The following is a 26,467-nucleotide window of genomic DNA, read 5'->3' on the forward strand; positions in this document are numbered from 1 at the left end:
TCCCAGCTTAGTTCCAGGGGGGATGTAAGGAGGTAGGTGTTTTGGTTGAAATCCTCCGGTCCGAACACTTCGATACCATTGACCAGGATCGAGGCACTGCTGATGCCGTCTTCGATTCGTTTGTCACCGTCACTCTTTCCGTTTCTCACGACAATGGTGCCGTAACCGGGAACGGCGCGGAACGTATTTTCATATGTGTCCGGTGCATCTGAAAACCTGAGATACTGCTGGGGACCGAGCAAGGTGGTTTCCCCACCGAATGCGGACGGCATCGAAGCGAGGGCGGCAAAGAAAAGGACAAGGATAAAAAAAGCGGCTTTTTTCATGATTTCCTCCTTTGAGGTTCGTTCGAATTTTTTCTTGTGTCATGATGCCAAAGGAAAAATAAAAGGCAATCCTGCAAAGTTTCCCAAAATATACGGTAGTAATTTAGGTGTTATGGAGGGAGCTCATTCAAGCTTCGCGGTATTGAACAATTGAAACCCCGGTGTTATGGATATCGAACCGGTGTGGAAAAGGCGCTGCAAAAGGGGGCTGTATCATGATCGACTCATTTTCTTTCGGAGCCATGGTGATCGACGGGCATGCCTACCATTCCGACCTGATCATCTATCCGGACGGGCGGATCCGGGATTCATGGTGGCGGGGCAGGGGGCATGTGCTGTCGATGGGTGACATCGTTGACCTGGTGGGGATGCGCCCGAAAATTATCATCGCCGGGACGGGTGTCGACGGACGGATGAAACCCGAAAAGGGCCTCGAGAAGCACCTGGCGGAAAAAGGTGTGCAATTGATGGCGGGCCCCAATAAAAAGGCGGTGGACTGGTTTAATGGCTTGCACGCATCCGAGAGGGTCGGTGCCTGTTTTCACCTGAGCTGTTAAAACCTAAAATCGTTCAATTTAGGCGAAATATTCCTAAATGTTCCGATTCATATTGACTCGCCTGAAGTTTCCCTGTAATTATCTAAGTTTATTGATTTTATCTGAAAACTAAAAAAAGATTCAGGAACAGCGATGATACAGCTCATCAGAGGATTCAAGGACATATTGCCGGGTGAGGTCGAGGTGTGGCAGCACATCGAGTCAGTGGCCCGGGCGCTTTTCGAGGATTTCGGATTCAAAGAGATCCGCATTCCCATCATGGAGAAAACCGAGCTTTTCGCCAGAAGCATCGGGGAGGATACGGACATCGTGGAAAAAGAGATGTACACGTTTCCAGACCGCAAAGGCGACCTGATCACCTTGAGGCCGGAGGCCACGGCATCCATCTGCCGGTCATACATCCAGCACAAGATGTACGCCGACGACCCGGTCAAAAAATTTTATACCATCGGGCCCATGTTCCGCAGGGAGAGGCCTCAGAAGGGGCGTTACCGGCAGTTTTATCAGATCAACGCGGAAATATTCGGTGTGGGATCGCCCCTGGCGGACGTGGAGCTGATTTTTCTGCTCAAAACCCTGTTCGAGCGGCTGTCGGCCGGGGATGTGGAGGCGCACATTAATTCCCTGGGATGCCCCGAATGCCGCCCGGTTTTCAAAACCGCCCTTAAAACGTACATAGCGTCCCACGCGGATTCGCTCTGTTCGGACTGTGCGCGGCGCAAGGACCGCAACCCTTTGAGGGTTCTGGACTGCAAGGTGCCGAATTGCAGGCAAGCCATGGAAGAAGCGCCCTCCATCATCGACCACCTGTGTCCGGCCTGTGCACAGCATTTCGATGTGGTACAGGCATCGCTCGATTCTCTGAAGGTACCCTTTGTGGTGGACAAACGGCTTGTCAGGGGACTGGACTACTACACCAGGACGACGTTCGAAATTCAGACCCGTTCCCTGGGTGCTCAGAGCGCCGTTGCCGGCGGGGGGCGCTACGACGGGTTGGTGAAGATGCTGGACGGGCCGGAGATGCCGGCCACCGGGTTTGCCATCGGTTTCGACCGCTTGACCGAAGTGGCCGCCCTGGACAGGGACGCCTATATCAAAAAGCCGGACCTGTTCATTGCCGCGCTGGGCGAGGAAAGCGGTTCTCAAGCCTTCGAGTGGCTTTGTGCATTGGGGGCCATGGGGATGCGGGCCGAAATGGATTTCGAGGGCCGCAGCCTGAAAAGCCAGATGAAGCGCGCCGGGAAAAGCGGTGCGCGCTACACCCTGATCGTGGGCGAAGACGAGCGGCGGAAAGGGGCGGCCATCCTGCGCGACATGCATACCAGAGAGCAGGTGGATGTCCCGCTGGACAACCTGGTGGAAAAACTGATACCGCTGATCCGGTAAATCAATCTAATTCAAGGGCCGGGGAGTTTTAGCTTAAGCCTTTTGTCATTCCTGCGGAGGCAGGACACGCAGTGAAGCGTCAGCACTATCCGGAAAGCGATTAGCCGAATGCTCTGGATCCCCGCCTGCGCGGGTATGACGGAATAAACACCCCGATGGCTCGTCTAATTGGATATATTTATCAGGCTTGGAAAAAATAATCGAAGATAATAAGCATTGGAAAGGGTTGCTGTGCATCCATTTCAACGCCGTAAAAATGCGGCGTGCCGGTGTGAACTGTCGATCGCAGAAATTTGTTTCTAATGAATGAGAGGAGCGACCATTGTCAGATAATCTTGGAAGTATGCGCAGGACCCATCACTGCTGCGAACTCGGCGGTGCGGACATCGACAGGGAAGTGGTGCTCATGGGCTGGGTGCAGCGCAGGCGCGACCACGGCGGGGTTATATTCATCGATCTGCGGGATCGAAACGGCATTACCCAGGTGGTTTTCAACCCGGAGTTGGACTCCGAGGTCCATGCCAAGGCGCATGTCTTGCGCAGCGAGTACGTCATCGGGGTGCGGGGAAAGGTGGAAAAGCGGCCCGAGGGCATGATCAACCCCAACCTGGTCACCGGGGAAATCGAAGTGCTGGTGACGGAGCTCAAGATATTGAACCGGGCGGCCACACCACCGTTCCAGATCGAGGACACCGTGGATGTCTCCGAAACCATACGGCTGCAGAACCGGCATCTGGACCTGAGGCGGCCGCAACTGCAGAAAAGCATCATTACCAGGCATAGGGCCGCCGCCGCCGTGCGCCGCTACCTGAATGACAAGGGATTCATCGACGTGGAGACCCCTTTCCTGACCCGCAGTACGCCGGAGGGGGCGCGGGACTATCTGGTCCCCAGCCGCGTGAACCCGGGCCAGTTTTATGCCTTGCCCCAGTCGCCGCAGATATTCAAGCAGCTTTTGATGATAGCCGGTTTCGACCGGTACTATCAGATCGCGCGCTGTTTCCGTGATGAAGACCTCCGGGCGGACAGGCAGCCTGAGTTCACCCAGATCGATATCGAAATGTCATTTGTTGGAGAGGACGATATCATGGATCTGGGCGAGGGCATGATCCTTTCGCTTTTCAAGGAGGTCCTGGGCGTCGAACTGGCGTCGCCGTTTCCGCGGCTCACCTATGAAGAGGCCGTCGACCGGTACGGGCTGGACAAGCCGGACACCCGTTTCGGCCTGGAGCTGAAGGAGATTTCCGATATTGTCGAGAATTCGGGCTTCAAGGTGTTTTCGTCGGTGGTGAAGAAGGGCGGCATGGTCAAGGCGCTCAACGCCAAGGGCTGCAGCGGTTTTTCGCGCAAGGAGATCGACGACCTGACCGAGTTCGTGGCCATTTACAAGGCCAAGGGCCTGGCCTGGATCAAGGTTCGCGAGGACGAGTGGCAGTCGCCCATCACCAAGTTTTTCAGCGATGAAGAAAAGGCGCGCATGAAAACCAGACTCGACATGGAGCCCGGGGACCTGGTTTTCTTCGTGGCCGACCAGCCCAAGGTGACCAACGAGGCCCTGGGACACTTAAGGAACCACATCGGCGCTAAACTGGGTCTGATCGATCAGGATGCTTTCAATTTCGTCTGGGTGACGCATTTTCCGCTGATGGAATACGACGAAACGGAAAACCGCAACCAGGCGCTGCACCACCCGTTCACCGCTCCCCTGGAGGAAGACTACGACAAGCTGGAATCCGACCCCATTGCGGTCCGGTCGCGGGCCTACGACCTCGTGCTGAACGGTTTTGAAATCGGCGGCGGCAGCATCCGTATTCACCGCAAGGAGGTTCAGGAGCGTGTGTTTGATGCCCTGGGATTGACGCCGGAAACCTACGAAGAGAAGTTCGGTTTTCTGATTTCCGCCCTGGAGTCCGGGGCGCCGCCGCACGGGGGGATCGCCTTCGGGTTCGACCGGTTGGTGATGCTCATGTGCGGTCAGCCCTCCATACGGGACGTCATCGCCTTTCCCAAGACGCAGCGAGCCGCGTGCCTTTTGACCAGCGCGCCGTCCGAAGCCTCCAAAAGCCAGCTGGATGAGCTGTGTCTCAAGGTCAAACCGATCGCCACCTAAATAATTAAACCGGCAAATAAGTAAACTGTCAAAAACAAGGAAACATAGCAATAAAGGCATTTCGGATACGTTATCGAAAACGTACCCTTCTGCCGGTTTAATTATATGATGAACATCCTCACAACGATTGTACCCATTTTCGCCATCATCCTTCTGGGATGGGGCTCTCACCGGCGGGGGTTCATTCCCGCGGAATTCATCGGACCGGCCAACAGCCTGGTTTTCTACATAGCCATACCGGCCATGGTTTTCAACGCCGTTGCCAGGGCAAACCTCAAGGCGCATTTCGACCTGAGTGTGCTGGCGCTGACACTGGGTACGGTGGTGGCGGGGTATGCTGCGGCATGGGGGGCCGGCGCTTGGAAAGGGTTGCGGGGCGGGAAGCTGGGAACCTATATCCAGAGCGGGTTCCACGGTAACCTGGGATATATCGGTTTGGCGGTGGCCTTCTACTACCTGGGCGAGGAGGGGTTCGTCAAGACCAGCATATTGCTCGGCTTCATGATGATTTTGCAGAACCTCCTCAGCGTGTTCGCCCTGACCGTGAACTCCGAGGACAATAAGGGAGCTTACGACTGGACGCTGATCCTGCGCAAGGTGGCGGGCAATCCGGTCATCGCCTCCGCCCTTGCCGGCATCGTCTTTTCTCTGCTGGAAATTCCCGTGCCCCTGGTTGTGAAGAGGAGCCTGGACATCCTGAGCGGTCTGGCGCTTCCCATGGCACTGCTCATCATCGGTGCGTCCATCTCATTGGAATTGATCCGGATCAAACTGCGGCCGGTTCTATCGACCATGACCATCAAACTGGTCCTGCTGCCGGGAATGGGGTTTCTTCTGTTTCGGCTCTTCGGCCTGCCTGCCGGGGACTTTCTTCCCGGCCTCATCCTGCTGGCATCGCCGGCCGCCACCATCTCCTATGTCATGGCCAAGGAGATGGGCGGCGATCCCGATTTCGCCGTGGCCTCCATCTCGGCCAGCACGCTGGTGTCCTCCGTCACCTTCACCATCTGGCTCAACCTGGCCGGTTAGCGTATGGCGGGATTCAATATCGATGCGGGGACCGGAGAAGATGATGCAAACCCGGTGGGCGGCTCAAGCTCAAGCTTCGCTGGTAAGTCTTCTAAGGTGCACTGAACAGGTATAAGGCCCACCCCAGGCAGTCACGCCCCCACTGCAGGTAGCCGGTTCGGTGCTTGCGCATGGTATTGAGGAGCGCCTCCGCGTCCGGATCATCGGGATGGGCTGCCACGTACCGCTCGGCAGCTTGCCACTGGAGCCCCTCGTACCTGTCCCAATCATCCTCAGAGGAGACGACGGCGTACAAGAATATAAGACCCAGGTCCATGCCGGCCTGAACGTTGCTCGAGTGAGAGCCGTACGACGCGGCCTCCTGTTCGGTCAGTTTCAGGTATTCCGGATCTGGAGGAATCTTCCAGAATGGCTCCCCTACGAGCACGAGACCGCCGGGTCTAACCATCGTTTGCAGGGCCTCGAGCGTTCGCTTGTGCCCCTGATAGACCCAGGAGGCGCCGATGCATGCGGCCAGGTCCAGACGCCTTTGCCGGTCCAGTTCATACGTGCCGCCATCCATGTTCAACAGGTCGATACGATCTGTGAGTTGCCGGGCGGTGACGTTCTTTCGCGCTTCTTCGAAGGTGACGGGAGACAGGTCGATCCCCGTGCCCGTTACCTCGTACCGTTCCGCGATGAGGCAGAGAAACTCGGCCTTGCCGCAAGCCACGTCCAGGACGTGCCCGCCGTCAGGCAGGCGCAGGAGGTCGATGAGCTCCTTGGTTTTGGCCAGGCTCATCGGGTTCATGATCGTATGGTCCGTGTGGGTGATGCCAAAATATTTCCACATATCCATGTCCACGGGTGAGTCCTTTCATCGTTGTCTTACAATCACCACGACAGAACCACCGGAGCCAGCAAACCTCAAGTGGCTGTCGGCAGCGCTCATTGCTGTGTTATATACAACTTAGTTGTGAATGGCACAACAGCCAACGGGAAACAATCATATTCTCGATCAGATCCCACTGACAAACGCCGGGAAAATCAATAAAAAGATGATGCGTGATTAGGGCCTGTTTCTAAAAAGGGCCCGGACGTTGCCAACTGTTTGCGCCGATATGTCTTTCCATGATGGCTCATTGGAATGGGCAGGCGGGTTCGCCGAAAAAAAACAGGCGGGGCCGAATCCGGCCCCGCCCGGCGTTGCTTACGATCGTCCCAGAGCGGTTAAAAGTTCACAAGGGCGTCCCCCAGAGGATAAGCCAGGGTTTTCCGCTTTTCCTACCGTTTCAGACCAATATCCTGCACAATCCCTACTTGGGCATTATAAACACATCGGTAAGCGGTTCGACGTCTTCCGTCCATACCGCATGCCATTCATCGCTGTCGATGACGGGGGTGATCCCTATAATTGCTTTAAGATACGAGGCCTGCTGGTCGGTCATGGTGTGCTTGGAAATCTGCTCGAGCGCGTAACCGGACATGTCATACACATACATCCCGAAAAGCTGGTTGATGGTTCGCTTGTGGATGCCGTTGTTGTTTGAACCTTTTACAACGATTAACCTCAAATTGATTCTACGCCAAACGCTATTCTAATTGCGTTTAGATTGCAGTCCGTAAGCTATGATGAAAACAGATGGGATCAACTGCCTATTATTTCTTTATCTACAGCCAAATTTGTTTTGGTTATAAAATTTTCCGTGGAAAATCTGTTGAATAGCGGTTGTCATCTTATTCGGCTACCTGACTGATTAGTAAGAAATATTTCTTATGGTGGACATCGTTTGTATCGGAACATATCCATGACAACCGGTATAGCTGATGAATGCCTTTGTAGCCGGGGTAGTTGTGTTGGTGCAACCGTCGCGGGACACCATTGCTTTTACCGCAACAATATCATCCGGTGGATTCGCTTAGGAGGTTGTAGACCCAGTGTCGCATAAAAAAAGGCCGGGATGGACTCCCGGCCATTATTTTTGGCTCCCCAGCACGGACTTGAACCGCGGACCCGATGGTTAACAGCCATCTGCTCTGCCGACTGAGCTACTGGGGATCAGTTGGGTGGTGAATTTTTCGATAGCCCGGCAAATTCACACGAACAACGTCGATTATTATATCCCTGTCCGGCTTGTCAAGAAAAATTTGGACCGTTTGGCCCATTATCGTGGATTCGGGACAAGTTTGCAGCCAGCCGGTCGTCATGCGGGGCCGGTTTCGATTTTTAACGTGCCATTTTAATTACAAGCGCTTTCCCATGCTCGCTCAACCCCAGCGCCTCTATTTCCCGCGCCAGCTGGTCCTTTGTGCCGTATCCCCCGGCGTAGCCGTTCAGACGGGCCGCAACGGTGGACGCCACCAGGTCACGGTGGTCAGGGTAGATGGCTGTCAGTTCACGCACGAGGCCGGCGTGCTGTTTCAGGATGTATTTCTGATGGTAGCCTTCAGCCATGGTGAAGGTTCGCACTGGAAGGATCCTGGTGGTGACTGTCTGGCCGGATTTTTGCTCCAGGGCCTGTTTGGAAGCCAGGGCCGTTTTTCGCTGCCGGTCGTTGTGAAAGAAGACGGCGTGCATGTATTGTCCCGGCGTGTTCCGGCCTGTCGGTGTATGGCTTTCCCAGACGACATTCAGAAGCTGGGCATAGGTGATGCGTGTGGGGTCGAAATCAACCTGCACCGTTTCCGTGTGGTCACCTATCCGCATGTATGTGGGCGCCGCCTTTTTACCTCCGGCATACCCCACACGCGTCCGGATCACTCCCTCGACAATCCCGAACCGGGATTCAACACCCCAAAATCAGCCCAATCCGAAAGAGGCGGTTTCGAAGGTGGGCGGTGCCGCGGCATCCAGAGGCGCCAATGCCACCTGCCCTGCAAACGCCGTCCTTTGACCCAAAAACAGGGCGAGCGTGAACAGCACGGCATGCATTATGGATGTTAACAGTTTGTTTATTTTCATTTTTTTATCTCTTATTGAACCGCTTTTGCCGCTTTTCACAACTTTTTTCCGATGTACCTTTGATTTACCGTAATCACGATTTGCCTGACTGTCATTCCGGCCAGCTATTTTTGTTTTTGATTATTTCAAAGAAGTGTTTATTATTATTTGAATCATAACAGAACAGGGGCAGCATTTGCGGATGGATCTCCAGGGCGTCTCCACCATAAAACTGAGGTCTATCCGTTTATCTGTCCGTAATCGAAACCGGGAGAGGACCATGAGAATGATGAAAATTGTAGGTATGATACTGGCCCTGGGGGCAATGATCGTTGGTACGGCTTTTGCTGAGGAGCCTGCCGACAAGCCATGGAAGGATGAAGCGGAGTTTTTATTTGTTCAAACGGGCGGCAATACCGATATCAGTACGCTGGCTTTTAAAAATTTGCTGACATACGATTTTACGGACGCGCTCACGGGCACCTGGAACATCGGCGCGTTGTACACCGAAACCGATGGCGATAAGTCGGCCGAACGCTACTATACAGACCTGCGTGCGGATTATGCGGTCACGGAACGTTGGTATGGCTATGCGTTAGGTGGTTGGTTGCGGGATGAGTTCGCGGGATTTGATGAACGGTACTACCTGGGGCCCGGTGCCGGGTATAAAATACTGATTGGGCCGCGGCATTTTTTGGTGGCTGAGGCCGGGTTGTCTTATGCCCATGAGGATTACGTGACGGAAAAACCCGCGAGCTTCATAGAGGGGCGCGCCTACGGCAAATATGAATATGCTTTTACAGAGAAAAACAGATTTTCTCTGTGGTCGGAATACCTGCAGGACTTTGATGACGGGGATAATTTCAAAGTCAATTCGGAGGCGGCCGTCGTATCGGCTCTGAACGATATCCTTTCCCTCAAGGTGTCTTATGGCGTACGCTATCAACATCGCCCCATACCCGACGATCTGGAAAAGACGGACACGGTGCTTGGGGCGGCTATCGTGGTAACCTACTAGTGTTGTGTCCTAAACCAAACCGGATGACTAAAATTCAAACGAGTCAGACATAGATGTCAGGCACGTCATTCATCTCGATCCTGAGGTTCATTCCCTGATCAGGTTGCCGGTCAGAAAGGTCCCGGCAATGGCCAGGGACTCCATGTCGAGGTAGTGCTCCGCCGATCGGCGGAAAAGGATCGAGCACTGAGCGGGAAATTCGGCATCCCCGTCGTTGAACCGCAGCAGGACGGGGATTCGGGGCAGCGCCTTGAATGCCAATGAGAGGTCGTAGGCGGCCCCGTCCTCGACAGCCGTTGCCCCCAGTCTCCTGGAGGCGCGTTCGAGCTTGTCCAACCTGCCGGAAAAGGTGGTTTCGATGGTTTTGTTGGTGTTGCTGTTGAAGTAACCGGTGAGGGGGCCGGCGTCCTTGAATTCACGGTAGGTCACCCAGATGCCGTCCGGCACGACTTCTTCCGGGCACACCAGTATGTATTTGCAGAGGACGACGCTCACGGCGAAATTAGCCCTTTTTCCCCGGGCATCGGTGACGCCTGCGGCGGAAACGTTGTACGTATCCCCGTAAAAGTCGATGGCCAACGCATTGCCCGATACCTTGGCGCCCAGCACATCCGCTCTGGCCAGACAGTCAATGCCTGCGAGCTGCTTCAGGTAGTTTTGGTAGGTTTCTTCGAATACAGCCGCCTTTTTCACCTCAGGGCCCATTACCGCCGCCTTTTTTGAGTGCTTCTATCTGCCGCATGACCTCGTCGTACTCGTCCTCCAGGGCAAGCAGGTCCATCATGACCGGCGGTTTCACGGAATGGGCCGGCAGCCGGCGCTTGGTTTCCGCTATTTCCTCCTCCAGTTCGGCAAGCCGTTTTTTCAGGTCTTCAATTGTGTTCACGGTATACCTCTAAACTACGAGATGCGATAAAAAATCATTCATCACGAAATCACGAAAGTTCGAAAACTCGAAAAAGACCTAAATGTTAAACAAAAAGGTCGGGTTCTTGGGGTGTCAAAGCATTATTTATTTGGTTCTGTTTTCCCATCAATATGGTTAATCTTTGTGATCTTTGTGACTTTGTGGTTAAAGGGCTTCCTATAGCTCTTTGCTTGGCTTTACGGTATCGTGTCTACGGCCGCAAACCTGGGTTCGTGCAGGGGCAGAAGAATGTCGGCCATCTCCCTGACCTTCAGCACGATGTCATAGGATTCCTGAACATCGAGGTGGGTTCCCGGGGGGATCACTTCCATTTCCATGGCCCTTATCTCCACGGGCGGATTGAAATTCTCGTCGATAACGCAGAACCCGGTAATGGCGGCCGTGCCTTCGTCTGTGTCGACAAGCACGGTCTGTCCGCCTTTTGTGTGGGCGGGTGTGTGCACGACCCGTATGCCGGGTACGATGGCGGTGTCTTCTGTGATGACGCGCAGTTGCCCGCTTTCCTCGACGTCTTCGATGTAGTCTTCAAGATAGCGGAAATCGAGCGGGTGCGGGTTGTGGATGCTTTCGAGCTCCTTTGCATGCACGTAGATGGCGGCGTTCGGACACTTGTAGTCATTTTCGCAGTGATCGTTGTGCAGGTGGGTGTGGATGATGATGTCGATGCCCTCCGGCGTGAGATTCCACCGGGACAGTCCTTCCTCGAAGGTGTATATATGGCCGCCCAGGGATTCTTCCCTGTCGGCCGACTGGATGGGGCTCATCTCCCCGGTGTCCACCAGTATGCTTTTGTCCCCCCCCTCGAGATACCAGCAGTAAATTGGAATGGTGTAGGTTTGGCCGTAGCCGTGCTGGTAGGTCATCATGGTTTTGTCGAAGATTTTGGAGCCCATGACGATAGGGTGTATCTTGTACATTGTCATAACCCTGTTTCCCCCCGGTTCATTGTTTGTTTCAATTCTATCGATATAATGCAGACGGCAAGGGCGGGTCAAGTTCTTTGCATTTTAATGAAAACCACAAAGGCATAAAGGACACGAAGCAAATAGGGGACGTTCATAAATATATAAATAACTACAGGTGTAATATAAAGTTATTTATATATTTATGAACGTCCCCAATCTTTCGGGGGAGGGAATATGTTGGCCCGCCACCTTCGGCGGGTCAGCATATTCCCTTGTGTTTTAACGGCGAAGCCGCGTCGTATAAAAATTGGGCGCCAATTTTTATTTGCCGGTAAAGACGGGGTCTCTTTTTTCGAGAAAGGCGGTAAACCCTTCCACACAGTCCTGTGACTTTCCGACGATCTGAGAGCCTTCGTTTTCGACCCGCAGCCCTTCATCGAGCCCCTCGTAAGATCCAGCGGCGATTGCTTTGAGTACGCAACTAACGGCAATGGGAGGCCTTTTAGCCAGTTTGCCGGCAAATGCGAGCACGTCCGCCATCAGATTTTCAGGGGAAGAAGTTTGATTGACAAGCCCTATTTCCAGCGCTTCTTCAGCGCCGACTTTTTTGCTGAAAAGCATCATATCCAGCGCTTTGGCTTTTCCCACCACTAGGGGAAGGCGCTGCGTGCCGCCCCATCCGGGAATGATGCCCAGGTTCAGTTCGGTGAGTCCCAGCATTACCTTGGGGGCGTCCGCCATGATCCTGAACTGGCAGCACAGGGCCAATTCCAGCCCGCCGCCCAAGGCAAAACCGTTGATGGCCGCGATGACCGGTTTGGGGAAACGGTCGATGCGCCGCCACAGTTCCCGGCCCTTGGGGCCGGTTACATGGCCGTTGGCGGCGTCACTCACGTCGAAACCAGCGGAAAAGCACTTTTCCCCGGCACCGGTGAGGACGACGACGCGGACATCTTTGTCATTTTCGACGTCATCGACGGCCTTTTCGAAATCCAGCATGGTGGCCATGTTCCAGGCATTTGCCGGGGGATGGTCGATGGTGATGATGGCGACGTGATCTTTTTTTTCTATTTTGATGTTTTCAAGTTCCATGGTCTTTCCTTAACGCCAAAAAAGGAACCAAAAAGGCACAAAGAATTTGCTTCTGGTTGCCGGCCTTTGTGGTTTATAAATTTTCTTTCAAGTAAAAGCGACGCAGTTGCGTTTCATAACATCGCGGAACACGATTTTATTTATACCCGCCGTCCTTGATCATCCGGGTCGGCTTGAAAATCTCCTTGCCGAATTTTTCGGCCAGGCCTTCGAGCCGCTTGGCCAGGTCGTCGGGCTCCAACCCCTTGATCAGGGCGATGGGGCCGAAGGGGCTGCCGGTGGCGTTAATGACGGCCGTGTCCACATCCTCCAGGGCACAGGCACCTTCGGCGACTATTTTGGTGGCTTCGTTGGCGTTGACGATGGCCAGATCCATGGGGTCGAACGTGTCGGTGGCCTTGGACAGATCGATTTCCGGACGGCCAGCCGACCAATCGAAAAGCCCCTTGCCGGTTTTCTTGCCCAGTTCATTGGCTTTGACCTTGGCGGCAAGGGTTTTGCCGGCTCGGAAATCCTCGTGGATCGCTTCGGCAAAATAGGCACTGGCGTGAAAATTGATGTCCAGGCCGGTGTAGTCCATGGTTTCGTAGGGCCCCATTGGCGACCCCATGTTTCTGAAAATGGCGTCCACCGCTTCGGGTTCGATGTTGCCCTGATCCAGGACACAACCCAGCAGAACGGCGGCAGGGGCCTGTACGCGGTTGACGATGAACCCCGGCACATCCTTGTGCACCTTGACCGGCACCTTGTTGTTTTTCACCACGAAATCGTAGCCGATCTGCACGGCTTCATCGCTCGTTTGCTCCCCCCGGATTACCTCCACCAGCTTCATCAGGACAGCCGGGTTGAAATAGTGAAGCCCCAAAACCTTTTCGGGGCGGTTGGTGACCGCCGCAATTTCGGTGATTCTCATGGTGGACGTGTTGGAGGCGAACAGGGTGCGGGCGGGTGCGGCCGCATCCATGGCCTTGAACGTTTCCTTTTTCAGGTCCATGATTTCCGGAATGGCTTCGATGACCAGATCCGCTTCCTTGACGGCTTCCGCGAGATCCGTCACGGGAACCATCAGTTCCTTTTTTACCTTTTCAAAGTGTTCCGCCGGCACCTTGCCTTTGGAAACCAGCTTTTCCAGGCTGGCGTTGATGCGGCCGACTCCCTTGTCGACAAATTCCTGCTTGATGTCGCGCAAAAAGACTTTGTAGCCGGCAATGAGGGCGACTTCCGCAATGCCGTGCCCCATGTCCCCGGCGCCGATGACTGCAATGGTTTTGATGTCGTCTATGTTCATTTTTCAATCCTCCTTTAATCGTATGAACCTCAAGGTTGCGATGTTGAGGTAAATAAAGGTGCATCCATGCGACCTGTCATGGTCGCCTTGCAGCGCAGTTGTTTTGCAAGGCTTTTGTTAAAGTCCGCCGAAGCCGTCGTTGTCAATTTCGAGGGCTGCCGGACACCCGGCGGCAATGGCATCCATTTTTCCCAACACCTCGGGCAGAATGGTTTTAGCGAAGAATTCGGCGGTTTTGATTTGGCCGTTGTAGAAGGAGAGGTCCTTCTTTTTGGCATTGCCGGCCAGTTGGGTCGATGCCACGCTTGCCCGCCACAACAGCATCCAGGCCATGATGGTGTCGCCGATGACATTCAAGAAGGGCAGGGAGTGGGCGAAAGCGGCTTTAAACTCCGGTGACATGGCCCTTTTGCCCATGATCATGGCGAGTTCCGCCAGGCGGTTGGCGGCTTTCCGGACATCTTCGGCAATGGAGCCCAACGCCTCGAACTCCTTTGCTGCGGCAATGGTTTTGTTGATCTCTTCCAGCAGGCTCATGAAGACCCGGCCCTCCTTGCGGCCGAGCTTGCGGGCCAGCATATCCATGGCCTGAATGCCGCTGGTACCTTCATAAATGGAGCCGATCTTACAGTCCCGGGCGTATTGTTCCACCGGGTAGTCCTGGCAATAACCGGCACCGCCGTACACCTGGATGGCCTGGATGCAGACTTCATGCCCCTTGACAGCCAGGTAGTCCTTGATGGAAGGCGTGAGCATGTCGAAAAGATCGCCGTACTTCTCCCGTTCTTCCGGGGTTTCTCCGACGACGCCCCTGGTGGCGCAGAGAGACAGGTAGTGGAAGAAGCTCTGCATGCCGTTAACGTAGGACTTCATCCACAACAGATTGCGGCGCACATCCGGATGTTCGATGATGGGCGCGGACGGTGCGCTGTGATCCTTGAAGTCTTCGAGCCGGCGTCCCTGGATGCGCTCCCTGGCGTAGTTCACGGCCAGGAGGTAGGCGGCCGAGGCATAGGACAATCCCTGCAGGCCGACGCCCATCCGGGCGCCGTTGATCATGTTGAACATCACTTTCATTCCCTCCCGGGGTTGCCCTAGAAGGTAGCCGATGCATTTTCCCCTGCTGCCCAGGGCCATGCTGCAGGTGGCACTGGCGTGGATGCCATGCTTTTCTTCGGCGCCGGTGCAGATGATGTCGTTGCGTTCGCCCAGGCTGCCGTCGTCGTTGACAAAATATTTAGGCACGATGAAGATGGAAATGCCCTTGGTCCCCGGAGGATCCCCCTCGATGCGCGCCAGCACGGGATGAATGATGTTTTCGGCTAGATCCTGCTCGCCGTTGGTGATGAATATCTTGTTGCCGGTCAGGGTGTAGGTGCCGTCCGCGTTTTTAACGGCAGTGGTTTCGAGGGAGCCCACGTCACTTCCGGCCTCGGATTCGGTCAGCAGCATGGTGCCGCCCCATTTGCCGGCGATGATGTTGGGGATGTATTTTTCCTTCTGTTCGGGGGTGCCGTAGAGGTCAATCAGCTTGGCCGTGCCGTTGCCCATGCTGGCATATGAAAAAAGCGCCCAGTTGGCGGCGAGAAAATACTGGGAACAGGCGGCGCTGACAAAGCCCGGCGCTCCCTGACCGCCCATTTCCGGCGACACGGCTAGGGTCTGCCATTCACCCTCCAGAATCAGCTTGTAAGGATCATGAAAGCAATCGGGCACCTTGACCGCGCCCTTGTCGAATCGAATCCCCTGTTTGTCGCCCTCGGCCAGCGTGGGAAGCATTTCCTTGATGGCAAGCGCCCTGGCTTCGGTGATGATCATGTCGCAGGTTTTTTTGTTGAACTCCTTGTAAAGGTCGTTTTTTAGGAGTGACTCCGACTGCATCTGTTCCCAGATCACAAAGTCGAGATCCCGCCTGTCTACTAGTTGTTGTGCCATTTTCTTCTATTCTCCTGATTCTGTTAGCATGCTTGAATTTGAATAACACTAAGGGACGCAATGTTATCGTTGCAGGTTTTCAATGACCGTCGCTACGCCGAGTCCGCCGCCGCAGCAGGAGCCGAACACGCCGTAACGGCCGCTGTTGCGGATCAGGTGGCGCATGGCGAACATGCCGATGCGAGCCCCGGAGGCGCCGTTGGGATGGCCAAAGGCGATGGCTCCGCCCATGGGGTTCCACTTCTCCATGTCGATTTTTTCGCCGGTCTGTTCTTCTATCTCCTTGATGACCGCCAGGTTTTGTACGGCAAAGGCCTCGTTGCACTCCAGGACATCCATGTCGGAAATCTTCAGCCCTGCGCGTGCGATGGCCTGGGGCATGGCGTAGGCCGGTCCGATGCCCATGATTTTGGGATCGCAGCCGTAATCTGCACCAGCCAGCCATTTGGCCATGGGTTCGTAGCCGAGCTCCTTGGCTTTTTCGGCACTCATCATGAGTACAAAGGCGGAGCCATCGTTCTGGCCCGAAGAATTGCCGGCCGTGACCGTGCCGCCCGCTTTGAAAACCGGCGGCAGTTTTGCCATTCCTTCCAATGTTGACTGGGGACGCGGGTGCTCGTCAACATCAAATACAACCTCCGGGGTTTTACGGGTGGCCGGGATGGTGACCGGTACTATTTCTTCTTTAAAATACCCGGCCTCCATGGCGGCCTTGGCCCGCATCTGGCTGTTGTAGGCAAATTCGTCGGATGCTTCCCGGGGGATGTCATACTTTTCCTGCAGGTTTTCCGCGGTGATGCCCATGCCGATGCACTCTTCGGCTACCGGAGACAGCTGCGGCGGAATCGGCATCGGCGGAATCAGCTTATATGGTGGTGTGGCCATGGAAAATTTAATGGCCATCTGGCTGTAGGATTCCATGCCGCCGGCAATGATGATGTCAGCTTGATTGGCCAGAATCTTCCAGGCGGCATGGTTGATGGAGTCGATGGCACTGCCGCATTGCATTTCTACGTAGGAGGCCGATGTTTCGTATCCGAGGGCTGACCCCAGCATGGCGAAGCGGGCCGGGTTGCCGGACTGCGAACATCCAGTGGCTGACCCCAGAAATACACTTTCCACATGTGCCTTTTCCATGATTTTGGTTTTCTCGAGGAGTCCGTCTATACCGATGGTCCCTAGTTTTGAACAATAAATGTCTTTCAAGGTTCCGCCCATACGCCCGAATGCGGTACGGACGCCATCAACAATTACCGCTTCTCTTTGTGCCATTGAATTAATCTCCTTTTCAATTGATGGCCGGTTGCCGACCCGTTACGTTTTATCCGTTTAGCGGTATAAACATTAAATATGTTTATGTTTATACGAAAATGTTTAATAAACTATATGAAATCGCCGATATCTATATGATATAATAAAATTAACTGTCAATAGAAAAAGACGTAAAATATTTTTATTTCTTGACAGTGATCGCGAAGATGGATAATCAGAGGTAAGAAACCACAAAAAAATGTTTATTGGTATGAAGCCAATTTAAGAGCATTCCCATTCAAGCTGCCGGGTAAAGAACCGTGAAAATCAGTGAATTGACAACGCGAACGGCTGTTTCCAAAGAAACTATCCATCACTATATCCGTGAAGGCCTTCTCAGGAAACCCAGAAAAACGGGTAAGAATGCAGCGGATTACGGTGATGCCTATGTTCGCCAGGTGCGCCTGATAAAAGAACTGCGGGATCATTATTTTCTGCCTTTGCCGGTCATTAAAAAAATAATGAAGGAACAGAAGGGGCAGACGCCTGCCGAACAGGCTTCTTTTCGGGTGCAGAGCGAATACCTGCGTCCTATGGAGCGATTTTTCCCCCGGGACGTTGTGGGCAAGGACGCTTTCCAGGAATCCACGGGCCTGGGGCGCTACTGGCTGGACAAGCTGGAGGAATGGGGGATTATTTCTGCTTGCACGGACGGGGAAAAACGTGTTTACAGTTATGAAAACGTGGTTATCGGACGGTTGATGGTGGATATGGACCGTCTGGGTTTCGGCCCCAGGGATGGTTACGACCCCCAAAACCTGAAACCGATATCTGATTTTATTAAGCGTTATCTGGCTGCCAGCACCCGTGACTACCTGGAGCGCAATGCGGAAAAGCTCGATTCCCCGGACTTCTATGAAAAAAGAGGCCAGTTCGTTGAACTGATGAGCCTTTTTTTGTACTACCTGTACCGCCGGATTTCCGGGGATGCGGCACACGACAGCCAGAGAAAACCGGCAGCCCCTTCCGAAACGTCGATATAGAGGTCATTTCAGTGCCAACAGGAACTCAACCTATGTGGAGCTGCCTCGAAAAAAGGAGATAGCACAATGGATGTCAGCGCAGATCAATCAACCGCGGGCGACGATGTTCGCATCGTCAGAACCACATCGACCTTCGATTGCGGAGGCAGGTGCCCCCTGAAGCTGCACGTCAAGGATAACCGGATTCTGCGCATCGAGGGCGACGACATCGGCGATCCCGACAAGGAGCTGAGAACCTGTCTCCGGTGCAGGGCTTTCCGGCAGTACGTCCACCACCCGGAAAGGCTCATGCACCCTTTGAAAAGGGCGGGGGAAAAAGGCGAGGGACGCTTCGAGCGGATTTCCTGGGACGAAGCCCTGGACACGCTCGCCGGCAAGTTGAAAAGCGTCAAGGAAAAATACGGCAATGCCTCGATACTGCTGGCCACCGGCGGCGGCTACCTTGCGGGATTGCACAACGGGGGGTTGGCCGCCACCAGGCTGCTGAACCAGTTCGGCGGCTTTACCACCCACTACGGCAACATCTCTTCCGAGGGCGCGGTTTGGGCCTCACTGACGCAGTACGGTTCGGTCATGGTCGGCAACAGTCGTGAGGACCTTCTCAATTCCAGGTTGATCATTCTCTGGGGATGGGATCCGGCCCGGATGATTTCCGGTACCAACACCATGTACCATCTGATCAAGGCCAGGGAGAACGGTGCTAAAGTGATTGCCATCGATCCCCGCTACCACGACACGGCGGCGGCGGTGGCCGACGAATGGATCCCCATATATCCCAGTACGGACACGGCCATGATGGTGGCCATGGCCAACGTGATGATCAAAGAGGGGCTGCACGACCAGCTTTTCCTGGACAGGTACACGGTGGGGTTCGACAAGTTCAGGGCCTATGTCACGGGCGAGGAGGACGGGGTGGCCAAAACCCCGGCCTGGGCGGCGGAGATAACCGGCGTTCCCGCAGAAACCATCGAACGGATCGCCAGGCTTTACGCCCAAACCAAACCGGCCGCTCTGATGGACTGCCAGGGGCCGGCACGCAGTGCCATGGGCGAGCAGTACAACCGTTGTGCCGCCACCCTGTGCGCCATGACCGGCAACGTGGGGCGGCCCGGCGGCAGTGCGGGCGGCGGTCTCATGGGCATCCCCATCGGGCACATGTTTCGCATGTCGGCCATTCCGCCGGGGAAAAACCCGGTGGAACTGGAAGGGCCCAAGGTCAAGGGGACCCTGGACATCCGGCTGCGTGTGGCCAAGCGCATTCACATCAACACCATTTTCGACGCCATCCTGGAGGGCAAGGCCGGCGGCTACCCGGCGGACATCAAGATGATGTGGTCCATGTGCAACAACTACATCAACCAGACGGGCAACAGCAACAAGGCCCATCGGGCCTTGAAGCAGCTGGATTTTCTGGCGGTGAACGAGCTTTTCATGACGGCGACGGCACGTCATGCCGACATCGTGCTGCCGGTGACCTCGGCGGCAGAGCGTTCCGACCTGACCCGGCCCTGGCCGTCGGGCCCCTATTTCACCTTCATGAACCGGGCCCTCGACCCCCTGGGGGAATGCAAGTCCGATCTGGACATCGCCGGAGAGCTGGCGGAAAGGCTGGGCATCGAAAACTTCAACCCGTTTACCGAGGAAGACATTCTGCGCATGTTCGTGGAAAAAAATCCGGAAACGGCCAAGCTGGTCCCGGACTTCGATGCCTTTCGGAAAAACGGCATCCAGCGGGTGGCATTGGAAAAGCCCATTATCGCTTTTCAAAAACAGATCGAGGACCCGGAAAACCATCCCTTCGACACACCCTCCGGCAAAATCGAAATCTACTCCCAGCGGGTGGCCGACCTGGACAATCCGCTGTGCCCGCCCATTCCGAAATACATGCGGGTTCCGGAAGACCGTTTCGACCCGCTGGCCGCAACATACCCCCTGCAGCTGATATCGCCCCATCCCAGAAACCGGGTACATTCCGAGTTGTACAAGGTCGAATGGCTGCGAGAGGTGGAGTCTCACCGGGCCTGGATCAACCCGGTGGATGCGGCGGTGCGGGGCATTGCCGACGGTGAGGAGATCCAGGTGTTCAATGACCGCGGCCGGGTGGCCATACCGGCGCGAGTGACCGAAAGGATCAAGCCGGGAGTGATCGCCATCTTCGAGGGGGCCTGGTACCAGCCCGACGAAAACGGCGTTGACCGGGGAGCCTGTGCCAACACGCTTACGCGGGATGCCTACTCGGGCGGCGGCGCGGCCGTGCTGAACACGACGTTGGTAGAGGCCGAAAAAGTTTGATCCTGAGATAATCTTGCGTCTTTGTGCTTCCAACCAGATACGTTTTTTCATAATGGAGCGAAACCATGCAAATCGGATTTTATTTTGACCAGACCCGTTGTACCGGGTGCAATGCGTGCAGGGTTGCCTGCAAGGATTGGAACGACATCCCGGCGGGTCCGGAAAACTGGATGCGGGTGGCAACCACCGAAAAAGGGCGCTGCCCCGAGGTCTATGTCGCCTATACCGTGGCCACCTGCTGGCACTGTGTTCAGCCTGTTTGTGTGCCGGCCTGCCCCGAAAAGGCCATCACCAAGCGGGAAGGGGACGGCATTGTCATCGTGGACAGCCAGGCCTGCGCCGGGAACGACGCCTGCGATGCCAAATGCCTGAAAGCCTGTCCCTACGACGCGCCCCAGTTCGGCCCCGAAAAAGGGGCCAAGATGCGAAAATGCAATTACTGTGTCGACCGGTGGGAGGCCGGCAAACTGCCCGACTGTGTAGAAGCCTGCCCGGTGCGTGCGTTGGATGCCGGTCCGCTGGAGGAGCTGGAGAGGAAATACGGCACGCACAGGGAAGCCGAAGGCTTTGCCTATTCGAAACGGACCAGGCCCGCAGTGGTTTTCAAACCCAAACCGAATGTCACCGCTTAATCATATAAGGAGGCCCGTATGCCCGCGGTCGATTTGAGTGTTATCGGAAAAAAGAACGACCCCGTCAAGGTGGCATACACCTGGAAGGATGTGGTTTTGTACGCTTTGAGCGTGGGGGCCGATGAAAAGGAACTTTCACTGGTGTATGAAAGTGCCCCAGGGGGATTGAAGGTGCTGCCGAGCTACTGCGTGATCCTGGCGGGGCGGGCGTTTCCTCACGTGGGCGACATCGACTGGCCGCTGTTCCTGCACGGCGAGCAGCGCATCCGGCTGCACAAGCCGCTGCCCCCCGAAGGAGAAGTGATCCAGACGGGTGAAGTCAGAAACATCTACGACAAGGGCAAGGCGGCGGTGTACGATATTCAGGTTACCGGCCGGGCAAAAGACGGTGAACTGTTGTACGAGGCCGGGTATGTCAATTTCTACCTCGGGGCGGGCGGATTCGGCGGGGATTCCGGACCCAAGACCGAACGCCTCGAGCCACCGGAGGGAGCCGGGCCGGATTTCCGTGTGACCGCAAGGGTGCCCGCCTCCCAGGCGGCGCTTTACCGGCTCAACGGGGATTTCAATCCCCTGCACATCGATCCGGCGGCGGCCCGGAGGGCCGGGTTCGACCGGCCGATTCTGCATGGCCTGTGCAGTTACGGGTATGCGACTCGCGCCGTGATCGAGGGCTGTTTGTCCGGCGACACGGAGCGGCTCAAAGCATTCGACGCTCGATTTTCAAGCCCGGTATACCCCGGGGACACCTTGACAACCGAGGGGTGGAAATCCGACGGCGGATATATCGTCCGGGTGAGCACGCCTGCGGGCCCGGTTATAACCAATGCGTTTGCCGCTCTCATTTAGACTGCTCCGGAAAAACCGGTGCTCCCGCAAAAAAAACGGAGAAGGGTTTTGATGACGGAAGATACGAACAAGCACCAGCAGGACCTCGTTACCCCCCTTCAGTATTGGGGCAAGCGGCTGTCCCTGTTGCGGCGGCTGCCGACAATCATCAGAACGGCCAGGCACATCGGTAGCATCGCCGTGGATAACCGGGAATCGTGGGGCGGTATGTTGGAGCAATCCGCCGCCCGTTTCCCCGGCAATGCGGCCATCAAGTCCACCGACGGGCACTACACCTGGAAGGCGTTCAACGAAGGAGCCAACCGCCATGCCCACTATTTCATCTCACGGGGGCTGAAAAAAGGGGACACGGCCGCGGTTTTTCTGGAGAACCGGCCGGAGCTGCTCATGGTTTACAGCGCCATGGGCAAAATTGGCGTGTGCAATGCCATGATCAACACCAACCTGCGCCTGGATGCACTGCGACACTGCCTTACCCTGAATCCGGCTATGGCGTTTATCGTGGGCGAAGAGGTCCTGGACGCTTTCGAGGCGGTCAGGGCCGATCTGGGAGTTACGGAGGGGCAGCTTTATTTCCTGCGGGACAAGGGGAAAAAGGGCATGCCTGCCGGATACACCGACCTTGCCGGGGCAGTGGAGGAAATGCCCGCCGTCAACCCGGAAACCACGGCCGGGGTCAAACCCGCGGATGCCCTGGCCTACGTGTTCACTTCGGGCACCACCGGCGGCATGCCCAAGGCGGCTGTCATCACGCACGGGCGGCTGGTGAGAAGCGCCTATTACAATGGTAAGATCGTCCTCGACATGCGGCCGGGCGACACCCTGTACGTGCCCCTGCCGTTTTTTCACACCAACGCCCTGGCCTTGAGCTGGCCGGCTGTTTTTCTGAACGGTTCGGCCGTGGCCCTGCGCCGCAAGTTCAGCGTCAGCAACTTCTGGAGCGATGTGGACGCGTATAATGCAACGGCATGGTGCTACATCGGTGAGCTGTGCCGCTACCTGATGAACCAGCCGCCCAGGGCGGACGACCGCGACCACCCCCTGACCAAGATCATCGGCAACGGGCTCCGGCCAGACATCTGGAAAGCCTTTAAAACCCGGTTCGGCATCAAAAAGGTCTTCGAAATCTACGGCGCGGCCGAGTCGAACCTTTATTTCGTGAATCTGCTCAACCTCGACTGCACCCAGGGAACTTGCTCGCTTCCCTACAGCATCGTCGCATACGATGTCGAAGCGGATGAACCCGTCAGGGAGCCGGACGGCACCATGCGGAAGGTGGGGACAGGTGAAGCGGGCCTGCTGCTGGGGGAGATATCGGCGGACAATCCTTTTGCCGGCTACTCGAGCAAACAGGCCACGGAATCGAAGATCATCCGGGATGTTTTTACCAGAGGGGATGCCTGGTTCAACACCGGCGATCTGGTTCGGGACATCGGATACGGCCACATCCAGTTCGTGGATCGCACGGGCGACACTTTCCGCTGGAAGGGTGAAAACGTGTCCACCACGGAAGTCGAGAAGGTTGCCGGCGGCTTTGACCGGATCGCGCTTTCAGCCGTCTACGGCGTGGCGATGCCGGGGGGGGACGGAAAGGCGGGCATGGTGGCCGTCGTTCCGGAGGGCCCTGCCGAAGATTTCGATTTCAAGGGGCTGGCAGTCCATTTCATGCAGGCCCTGCCTTCCTACGCCGTGCCCAAATTCTTGCGTTTGAACACCGGGTTGGCCCTGACGCCAACCCACAAGATCAAGAAGGTCGACCTCAAGAAAGAGGGATTCGACCCCTCGGTGGCAACGGATCCGCTGTTTGTCCTGCTGCCGGGGAGTGATGCGTACACGCCGTTGACGGCCGACGTTTTCAAAGAGATTAAGGATGGGAAATATAAATTCTAAAGTGAAGATCGCCATCAAGTACTGCGGCGGCTGCAATCCGGAGTTTGACCGTGAAGAGGCGGTGGATGAAATGCTGAGCAGGCTTGGTCAGACGGTGGAGGTGCTTGCCCTGGACGACCCGGCCGTGGAAATGGTTGTCGCCGTTCAAGGCTGCCCTGTATCCTGCGCCGATCTGGATGCGCACCAGGGTAAAACCATTGTCACCCTTTCGAGCCGGGATGCCGTGGAGCAGTTTCAACCGCAAGGGGGCGGCCATGGGACTGGATGAAACCATCAGCGCCAATTTCAAGGCGGCGCTGCTCAACCGGCTGCCGGAGCGGATGCCGTTCTGGAAGCTGTTGGGCATCGAGTTCATGGACGTGGGCAAAGGGTGGGCCCGCATGCGCCTGCAGTTTGCCGAAAAGTTGACCAGTTCCCTGGGCATCGGCCACGGTGGAGCCCTGTTCGCGCTGGCGGATTCGGCCGGCAGCATGGCTCTGGTGACCCTGATGGAAAAGGGGGAGATGGTCACGACCATCGAAATGAAAATCAATTACATCAAACCGTTTACGGGCGGGTTCGCCGTGGCTGAAGCCACGATTCTGCACTGCGGAAAAAAGACGGCTTTGGGGGATGTCGAGATCAGGGACGGGAAGGGGATTTTACTGGCCAAAGGGTCGGGCACGTTTTTGCGGCGACCGGCCGCCACTCCAGCTGCATAGGGCTTGAACTGCGATAGCGGGCGAATCATGAAAGGTAAAATTCCTTACGATGAAGATTCCCCGCTGCCTGCAGCGGGGAGTTTCAAACCTCACTCAGACGGTTAACCTCGGCCGGGGAGGCAGGCGCGGCACGAGCTCGAACGAAAACGGGCGGCATCGGAGAGTGCCAGGACACCGGAAATGTCATAGATGCAGGGCGCACCTTTTTCCGTCGATATCGACGGTGGTTTTCGAATAGGTCAACTTGCGGATGATCTTGCCCTCCTTGAAATGCATGACATCCACGCCGCGCCGTTTTTCGGGCCGGCCTTCCTGCCCTTTTTCGAACGACGGCCATTTTAGCTGCCACCGGTAGAGGACCTTCTGCGCGTCCTCGTCGATGAAGGTCTCCTCCTCGATGAAGCGGAAACCACCGTTGTTGGCAAACCACGGGGCCCAGGCTACGCGCAGGGCCTCCTTGCCGCGCACGGTTCCGCCGGTCCAGTTTTCGAAGGTAACCTCGGCGTGAAACAGCGCCATCACGCCATCGAGATCATAGTTGTCCCAGGCGCTGTTCCACTTTCTCAAAGCATTTTCGATTTCATTTTTGGTCAGTTTCATGGCCTCGCCTTTTCTAAACGATCACACGTTAGCGGTTCAGGGTGAATATCGCAGTACTCGGCCCGGTTTGACCCCTTGTACATACCGGCCGTTTTCTACAACCCATTGCCCGTTTGACATCACCTTTTGGATACCTCCGGGCCGTTGGGCCGTATTTTTGACGGTTGTGTTGTCCGCAATTGTATCGGGTTCAAACAGGACCAGGTCGGCATAGCAACCGGGTTCGATTTTTCCCCGGTTCCTGATACCGAACCAGTCCGCTGTTTTCCCGCTCATTTTGGCGACGGCTTTGCCGAGGCTCAGCGTTTTTTTCTCCCTGACAAACCTGCCCAGAATCCTTGGAAAGGCGCCGTAGGAGCAGGGATTGGGAAATCCCTTGGAAATGAGCAGGGTATCGGTTTCAAACAAGCAGAGAGGATGCCGCATCATTATTTCAATCAACCATTCGTTTTGGTCATCGCCGCTGTACCCCCAGGTCAGCTGCAGGGCTTTTCCGCCGCTTTCCTTGATGATTTTCAACATGGCGTCGAGGGGTTCCACCTGTTCCCTGGCGGCTATTTCAACCAGGTTCAGGCCATTGTACTTTTCACCGGCTTTGTACCTGGCTTCCATGATTTGTATCTCTTTCAGGTCGAACCCCAGCAGAAATTTAGCCATGTTGAGCTCGCGTTTCAAGCGTTTGACAGCTTTGGGGTTTTCCAGATTTTCCTCAAGGTTTTCAGTGAACCAGGCAGGCAGAAATACGGTGAGGTAACTATTGCCGCAAAAATGAGGGTAAATGTCCATCATGACCCGCAGTCCCTTGTCCTGCGCCTCTGCAATCATCTGCAGGGCCTTGTGCACCGTGGTCCAGCTTTTACGGCCCACAAAAATAAAATGGGAAATCTGGATTTTGACGCCGGTCTTGATGCCGATGGAAAGAACCTCGTCCAGCGCCCTGAGATTATGCGGTTTTCCGAAAAAGGGAATGATGGGATAGGAACCCGAGTAGCGGGACAGGGCACGGTTGTGCACAGTCAGTATGCGGTCTTTTCCCGCGACGATATCAGCCAGTTTTTCCAGGTCGCTCGTCGGTGAAAACAATCCGGGCGGGTACATCAGACCCAGGGAAAAACCGAAGGCACCCTGATCCAAGGCTTCTTGCGTCAAGGCCATGATCCGCTTCATCTCTTCCCCGTCGGGTTGCCTGACGACATCGTTCAAGGCGGCAATGTGCACGGCACCGTGCCCCAAAAGCTGCACGTTATTGAACAGGAGGCCTTCGGAACGATCCAGGTGGTCCAGGAAGCCCTCCATGTTTTTCCACTGGATGTCGAGAGGTTTTTCCAGCAGGAACTCGGAATACGCCTGAAGGGCCTTCATGCTTTTTGGGCTGACAGGGGCCGGTGAAAATCCGCAGTTGCCGGTGATCACGGTTGTAACGCCCTGCTCGATGAGCGGATATAAAATATCCTGATGATTGGGCAGCGGCAGCGTCCAGTCAAAGTGGGAGTGGCAATCGATAAAGCCGGGAGATACCGCCAGCCCCCGGGCGTCAACCGCCTGATCGCTTTCGCTTGACAACAGGCCTTGGGCATCTGCGGATTCGGCGTGGGCAACGGCGGCGATGCGATCGTTTTCGACCAGAAGATGACCGTAAAACGGCTCTTTTCCTTTACCGTCAACGATCATGCCGTTTTTAACGAGTATTTTTGACATACGTTTGTCCTATGGTT

Annotated in this window: 25 protein-coding genes, 1 tRNA gene and 1 pseudogene; 12 read left to right on the forward strand and 15 right to left on the reverse strand. The window is 55.6% G+C overall.

From position 1 onward, the window contains the following. A partial coding sequence (locus tag LJE94_03595; GenBank protein MCG6909193.1) for a hypothetical protein occupies positions 1-326 on the reverse strand: 326 nt, incomplete at its 3' end. A gap of 215 nt (positions 327-541) precedes the next feature. On the opposite strand from LJE94_03595, the gene LJE94_03600 reads away from it, so the two are divergent. The 4 genes from LJE94_03600 to LJE94_03615 all read left to right on the forward strand — a co-directional run bounded on the left by LJE94_03600 (position 542) and on the right by LJE94_03615 (position 5,408). Continuing rightward, positions 542-883: an MTH938/NDUFAF3 family protein gene (locus LJE94_03600; GenBank protein ID MCG6909194.1), complete on the forward strand. Its 342-nt coding sequence runs from the start codon at positions 542-544 to the stop codon at positions 881-883. A gap of 132 nt (positions 884-1,015) precedes the next feature. Next, on the forward strand, positions 1,016-2,269 hold the full coding sequence (hisS, locus tag LJE94_03605; protein ID MCG6909195.1) for a histidine--tRNA ligase: 1,254 nt from the start codon (positions 1,016-1,018) through the stop codon (positions 2,267-2,269). Between the two features lie 322 nt (positions 2,270-2,591). Next, on the forward strand, positions 2,592-4,379 hold the full coding sequence (gene aspS, locus LJE94_03610; GenBank protein MCG6909196.1) for an aspartate--tRNA ligase: 1,788 nt from the start codon (positions 2,592-2,594) through the stop codon (positions 4,377-4,379). Between the two features lie 105 nt (positions 4,380-4,484). Then, positions 4,485-5,408: an AEC family transporter gene (locus tag LJE94_03615; protein MCG6909197.1), complete on the forward strand. Its 924-nt coding sequence runs from the start codon at positions 4,485-4,487 to the stop codon at positions 5,406-5,408. 91 nt (positions 5,409-5,499) lie between these two features. Here the strand turns inward: LJE94_03615 and LJE94_03620 are convergent, their stop codons facing one another. The 5 genes from LJE94_03620 to LJE94_03640 form a co-directional block, all read right to left on the reverse strand. After that, positions 5,500-6,240, reverse strand: a complete 741-nt coding sequence (locus LJE94_03620; GenBank protein ID MCG6909198.1) for a methyltransferase domain-containing protein — start codon at positions 6,238-6,240, stop codon at positions 5,500-5,502. Positions 6,241-6,703: 463 nt separating this feature from the next. Next, positions 6,704-6,961: a hypothetical protein gene (locus LJE94_03625; GenBank protein ID MCG6909199.1), complete on the reverse strand. Its 258-nt coding sequence runs from the start codon at positions 6,959-6,961 to the stop codon at positions 6,704-6,706. 409 nt (positions 6,962-7,370) lie between these two features. Then, positions 7,371-7,446: transfer RNA gene (locus tag LJE94_03630), tRNA-Asn, on the reverse strand. A 168-nt stretch (positions 7,447-7,614) separates the two neighbouring features. Next, positions 7,615-8,160 carry a peptide-methionine (S)-S-oxide reductase gene (locus LJE94_03635; GenBank protein ID MCG6909200.1) on the reverse strand — a complete coding sequence of 182 codons (546 nt, stop codon included), beginning with the start codon at positions 8,158-8,160 and terminating at the stop codon, positions 7,615-7,617. A 27-nt stretch (positions 8,161-8,187) separates the two neighbouring features. Continuing rightward, on the reverse strand, positions 8,188-8,349 hold the full coding sequence (locus tag LJE94_03640) for a hypothetical protein (protein ID MCG6909201.1): 162 nt from the start codon (positions 8,347-8,349) through the stop codon (positions 8,188-8,190). Between the two features lie 259 nt (positions 8,350-8,608). On the opposite strand from LJE94_03640, the gene LJE94_03645 reads away from it, so the two are divergent. Continuing rightward, positions 8,609-9,346: a DUF481 domain-containing protein gene (locus LJE94_03645; protein MCG6909202.1), complete on the forward strand. Its 738-nt coding sequence runs from the start codon at positions 8,609-8,611 to the stop codon at positions 9,344-9,346. A gap of 87 nt (positions 9,347-9,433) precedes the next feature. On the opposite strand, the gene LJE94_03650 is transcribed toward LJE94_03645, so the two are convergent. The 7 genes from LJE94_03650 to LJE94_03680 all read right to left on the reverse strand — a co-directional run bounded on the left by LJE94_03650 (position 9,434) and on the right by LJE94_03680 (position 16,766). Continuing rightward, a complete protein-coding gene (locus LJE94_03650) occupies positions 9,434-10,051 on the reverse strand; it encodes a DUF3786 domain-containing protein (protein ID MCG6909203.1) in 618 nt (205 codons plus the stop codon). After that, positions 10,041-10,232 (reverse strand): histidine kinase, encoded by a 192-nt coding sequence (locus tag LJE94_03655; GenBank protein ID MCG6909204.1) that lies wholly within the window; start codon positions 10,230-10,232, stop codon positions 10,041-10,043. The genes LJE94_03650 and LJE94_03655 overlap by 11 nt, the downstream gene beginning before the upstream one ends. Before the next feature lie 218 nt (positions 10,233-10,450). Further along, positions 10,451-11,197: an N-acyl homoserine lactonase family protein gene (locus tag LJE94_03660; protein ID MCG6909205.1), complete on the reverse strand. Its 747-nt coding sequence runs from the start codon at positions 11,195-11,197 to the stop codon at positions 10,451-10,453. Between the two features lie 303 nt (positions 11,198-11,500). Further along, entirely contained in the window at positions 11,501-12,271 is a 771-nt protein-coding gene (locus tag LJE94_03665) for an enoyl-CoA hydratase/isomerase family protein (GenBank protein ID MCG6909206.1), read from the reverse strand. 136 nt (positions 12,272-12,407) lie between these two features. Next, positions 12,408-13,559, reverse strand: coding sequence for a 3-hydroxyacyl-CoA dehydrogenase (locus LJE94_03670; protein ID MCG6909207.1), 1,152 nt, complete (start codon positions 13,557-13,559; stop codon positions 12,408-12,410). 117 nt (positions 13,560-13,676) lie between these two features. After that, positions 13,677-15,494 (reverse strand): acyl-CoA dehydrogenase, encoded by a 1,818-nt coding sequence (locus LJE94_03675; protein MCG6909208.1) that lies wholly within the window; start codon positions 15,492-15,494, stop codon positions 13,677-13,679. A 63-nt stretch (positions 15,495-15,557) separates the two neighbouring features. Next, a complete protein-coding gene (locus tag LJE94_03680) occupies positions 15,558-16,766 on the reverse strand; it encodes a thiolase family protein (GenBank protein ID MCG6909209.1) in 1,209 nt (402 codons plus the stop codon). A gap of 299 nt (positions 16,767-17,065) precedes the next feature. On the opposite strand from LJE94_03680, the gene LJE94_03685 reads away from it, so the two are divergent. The 7 genes and pseudogenes from LJE94_03685 to LJE94_03715 all read left to right on the forward strand — a co-directional run bounded on the left by LJE94_03685 (position 17,066) and on the right by LJE94_03715 (position 24,152). Then, positions 17,066-17,788 (forward strand): MerR family transcriptional regulator, encoded by a 723-nt coding sequence (locus LJE94_03685; protein MCG6909210.1) that lies wholly within the window; start codon positions 17,066-17,068, stop codon positions 17,786-17,788. A gap of 66 nt (positions 17,789-17,854) precedes the next feature. Further along, positions 17,855-20,080 carry a molybdopterin-dependent oxidoreductase gene (locus LJE94_03690; protein ID MCG6909211.1) on the forward strand — a complete coding sequence of 742 codons (2,226 nt, stop codon included), beginning with the start codon at positions 17,855-17,857 and terminating at the stop codon, positions 20,078-20,080. A gap of 236 nt (positions 20,081-20,316) precedes the next feature. Continuing rightward, a pseudogene (locus LJE94_03695) lies at positions 20,317-20,712 on the forward strand (hypothetical protein). A gap of 18 nt (positions 20,713-20,730) precedes the next feature. Continuing rightward, on the forward strand, positions 20,731-21,561 hold the full coding sequence (locus LJE94_03700) for a hypothetical protein (protein MCG6909212.1): 831 nt from the start codon (positions 20,731-20,733) through the stop codon (positions 21,559-21,561). 51 nt (positions 21,562-21,612) lie between these two features. Next, positions 21,613-23,451 (forward strand): long-chain-acyl-CoA synthetase, encoded by a 1,839-nt coding sequence (locus LJE94_03705; GenBank protein ID MCG6909213.1) that lies wholly within the window; start codon positions 21,613-21,615, stop codon positions 23,449-23,451. After that, on the forward strand, positions 23,432-23,719 hold the full coding sequence (locus tag LJE94_03710; protein ID MCG6909214.1) for a hypothetical protein: 288 nt from the start codon (positions 23,432-23,434) through the stop codon (positions 23,717-23,719). Before LJE94_03705 ends, LJE94_03710 begins: the two co-directional genes overlap by 20 nt. Further along, on the forward strand, positions 23,706-24,152 hold the full coding sequence (locus LJE94_03715) for a PaaI family thioesterase (protein MCG6909215.1): 447 nt from the start codon (positions 23,706-23,708) through the stop codon (positions 24,150-24,152). Before LJE94_03710 ends, LJE94_03715 begins: the two co-directional genes overlap by 14 nt. A gap of 183 nt (positions 24,153-24,335) precedes the next feature. Here LJE94_03715 and LJE94_03720 read toward each other — a convergent pair whose 3' ends face one another. After that, complete coding sequence (locus LJE94_03720; protein MCG6909216.1) at positions 24,336-24,752, reverse strand: nuclear transport factor 2 family protein; 417 nt, start codon at positions 24,750-24,752, stop codon at positions 24,336-24,338. Between the two features lie 36 nt (positions 24,753-24,788). After that, a complete protein-coding gene (locus tag LJE94_03725; GenBank protein MCG6909217.1) occupies positions 24,789-26,450 on the reverse strand; it encodes an amidohydrolase family protein in 1,662 nt (553 codons plus the stop codon). Positions 26,451-26,467 lie beyond the last annotated feature (17 nt).

It is taken from the genome of Deltaproteobacteria bacterium (assembly GCA_022340465.1).
Taxonomy (GTDB): domain Bacteria; phylum Desulfobacterota; class Desulfobacteria; order Desulfobacterales; family B30-G6; genus JAJDNW01.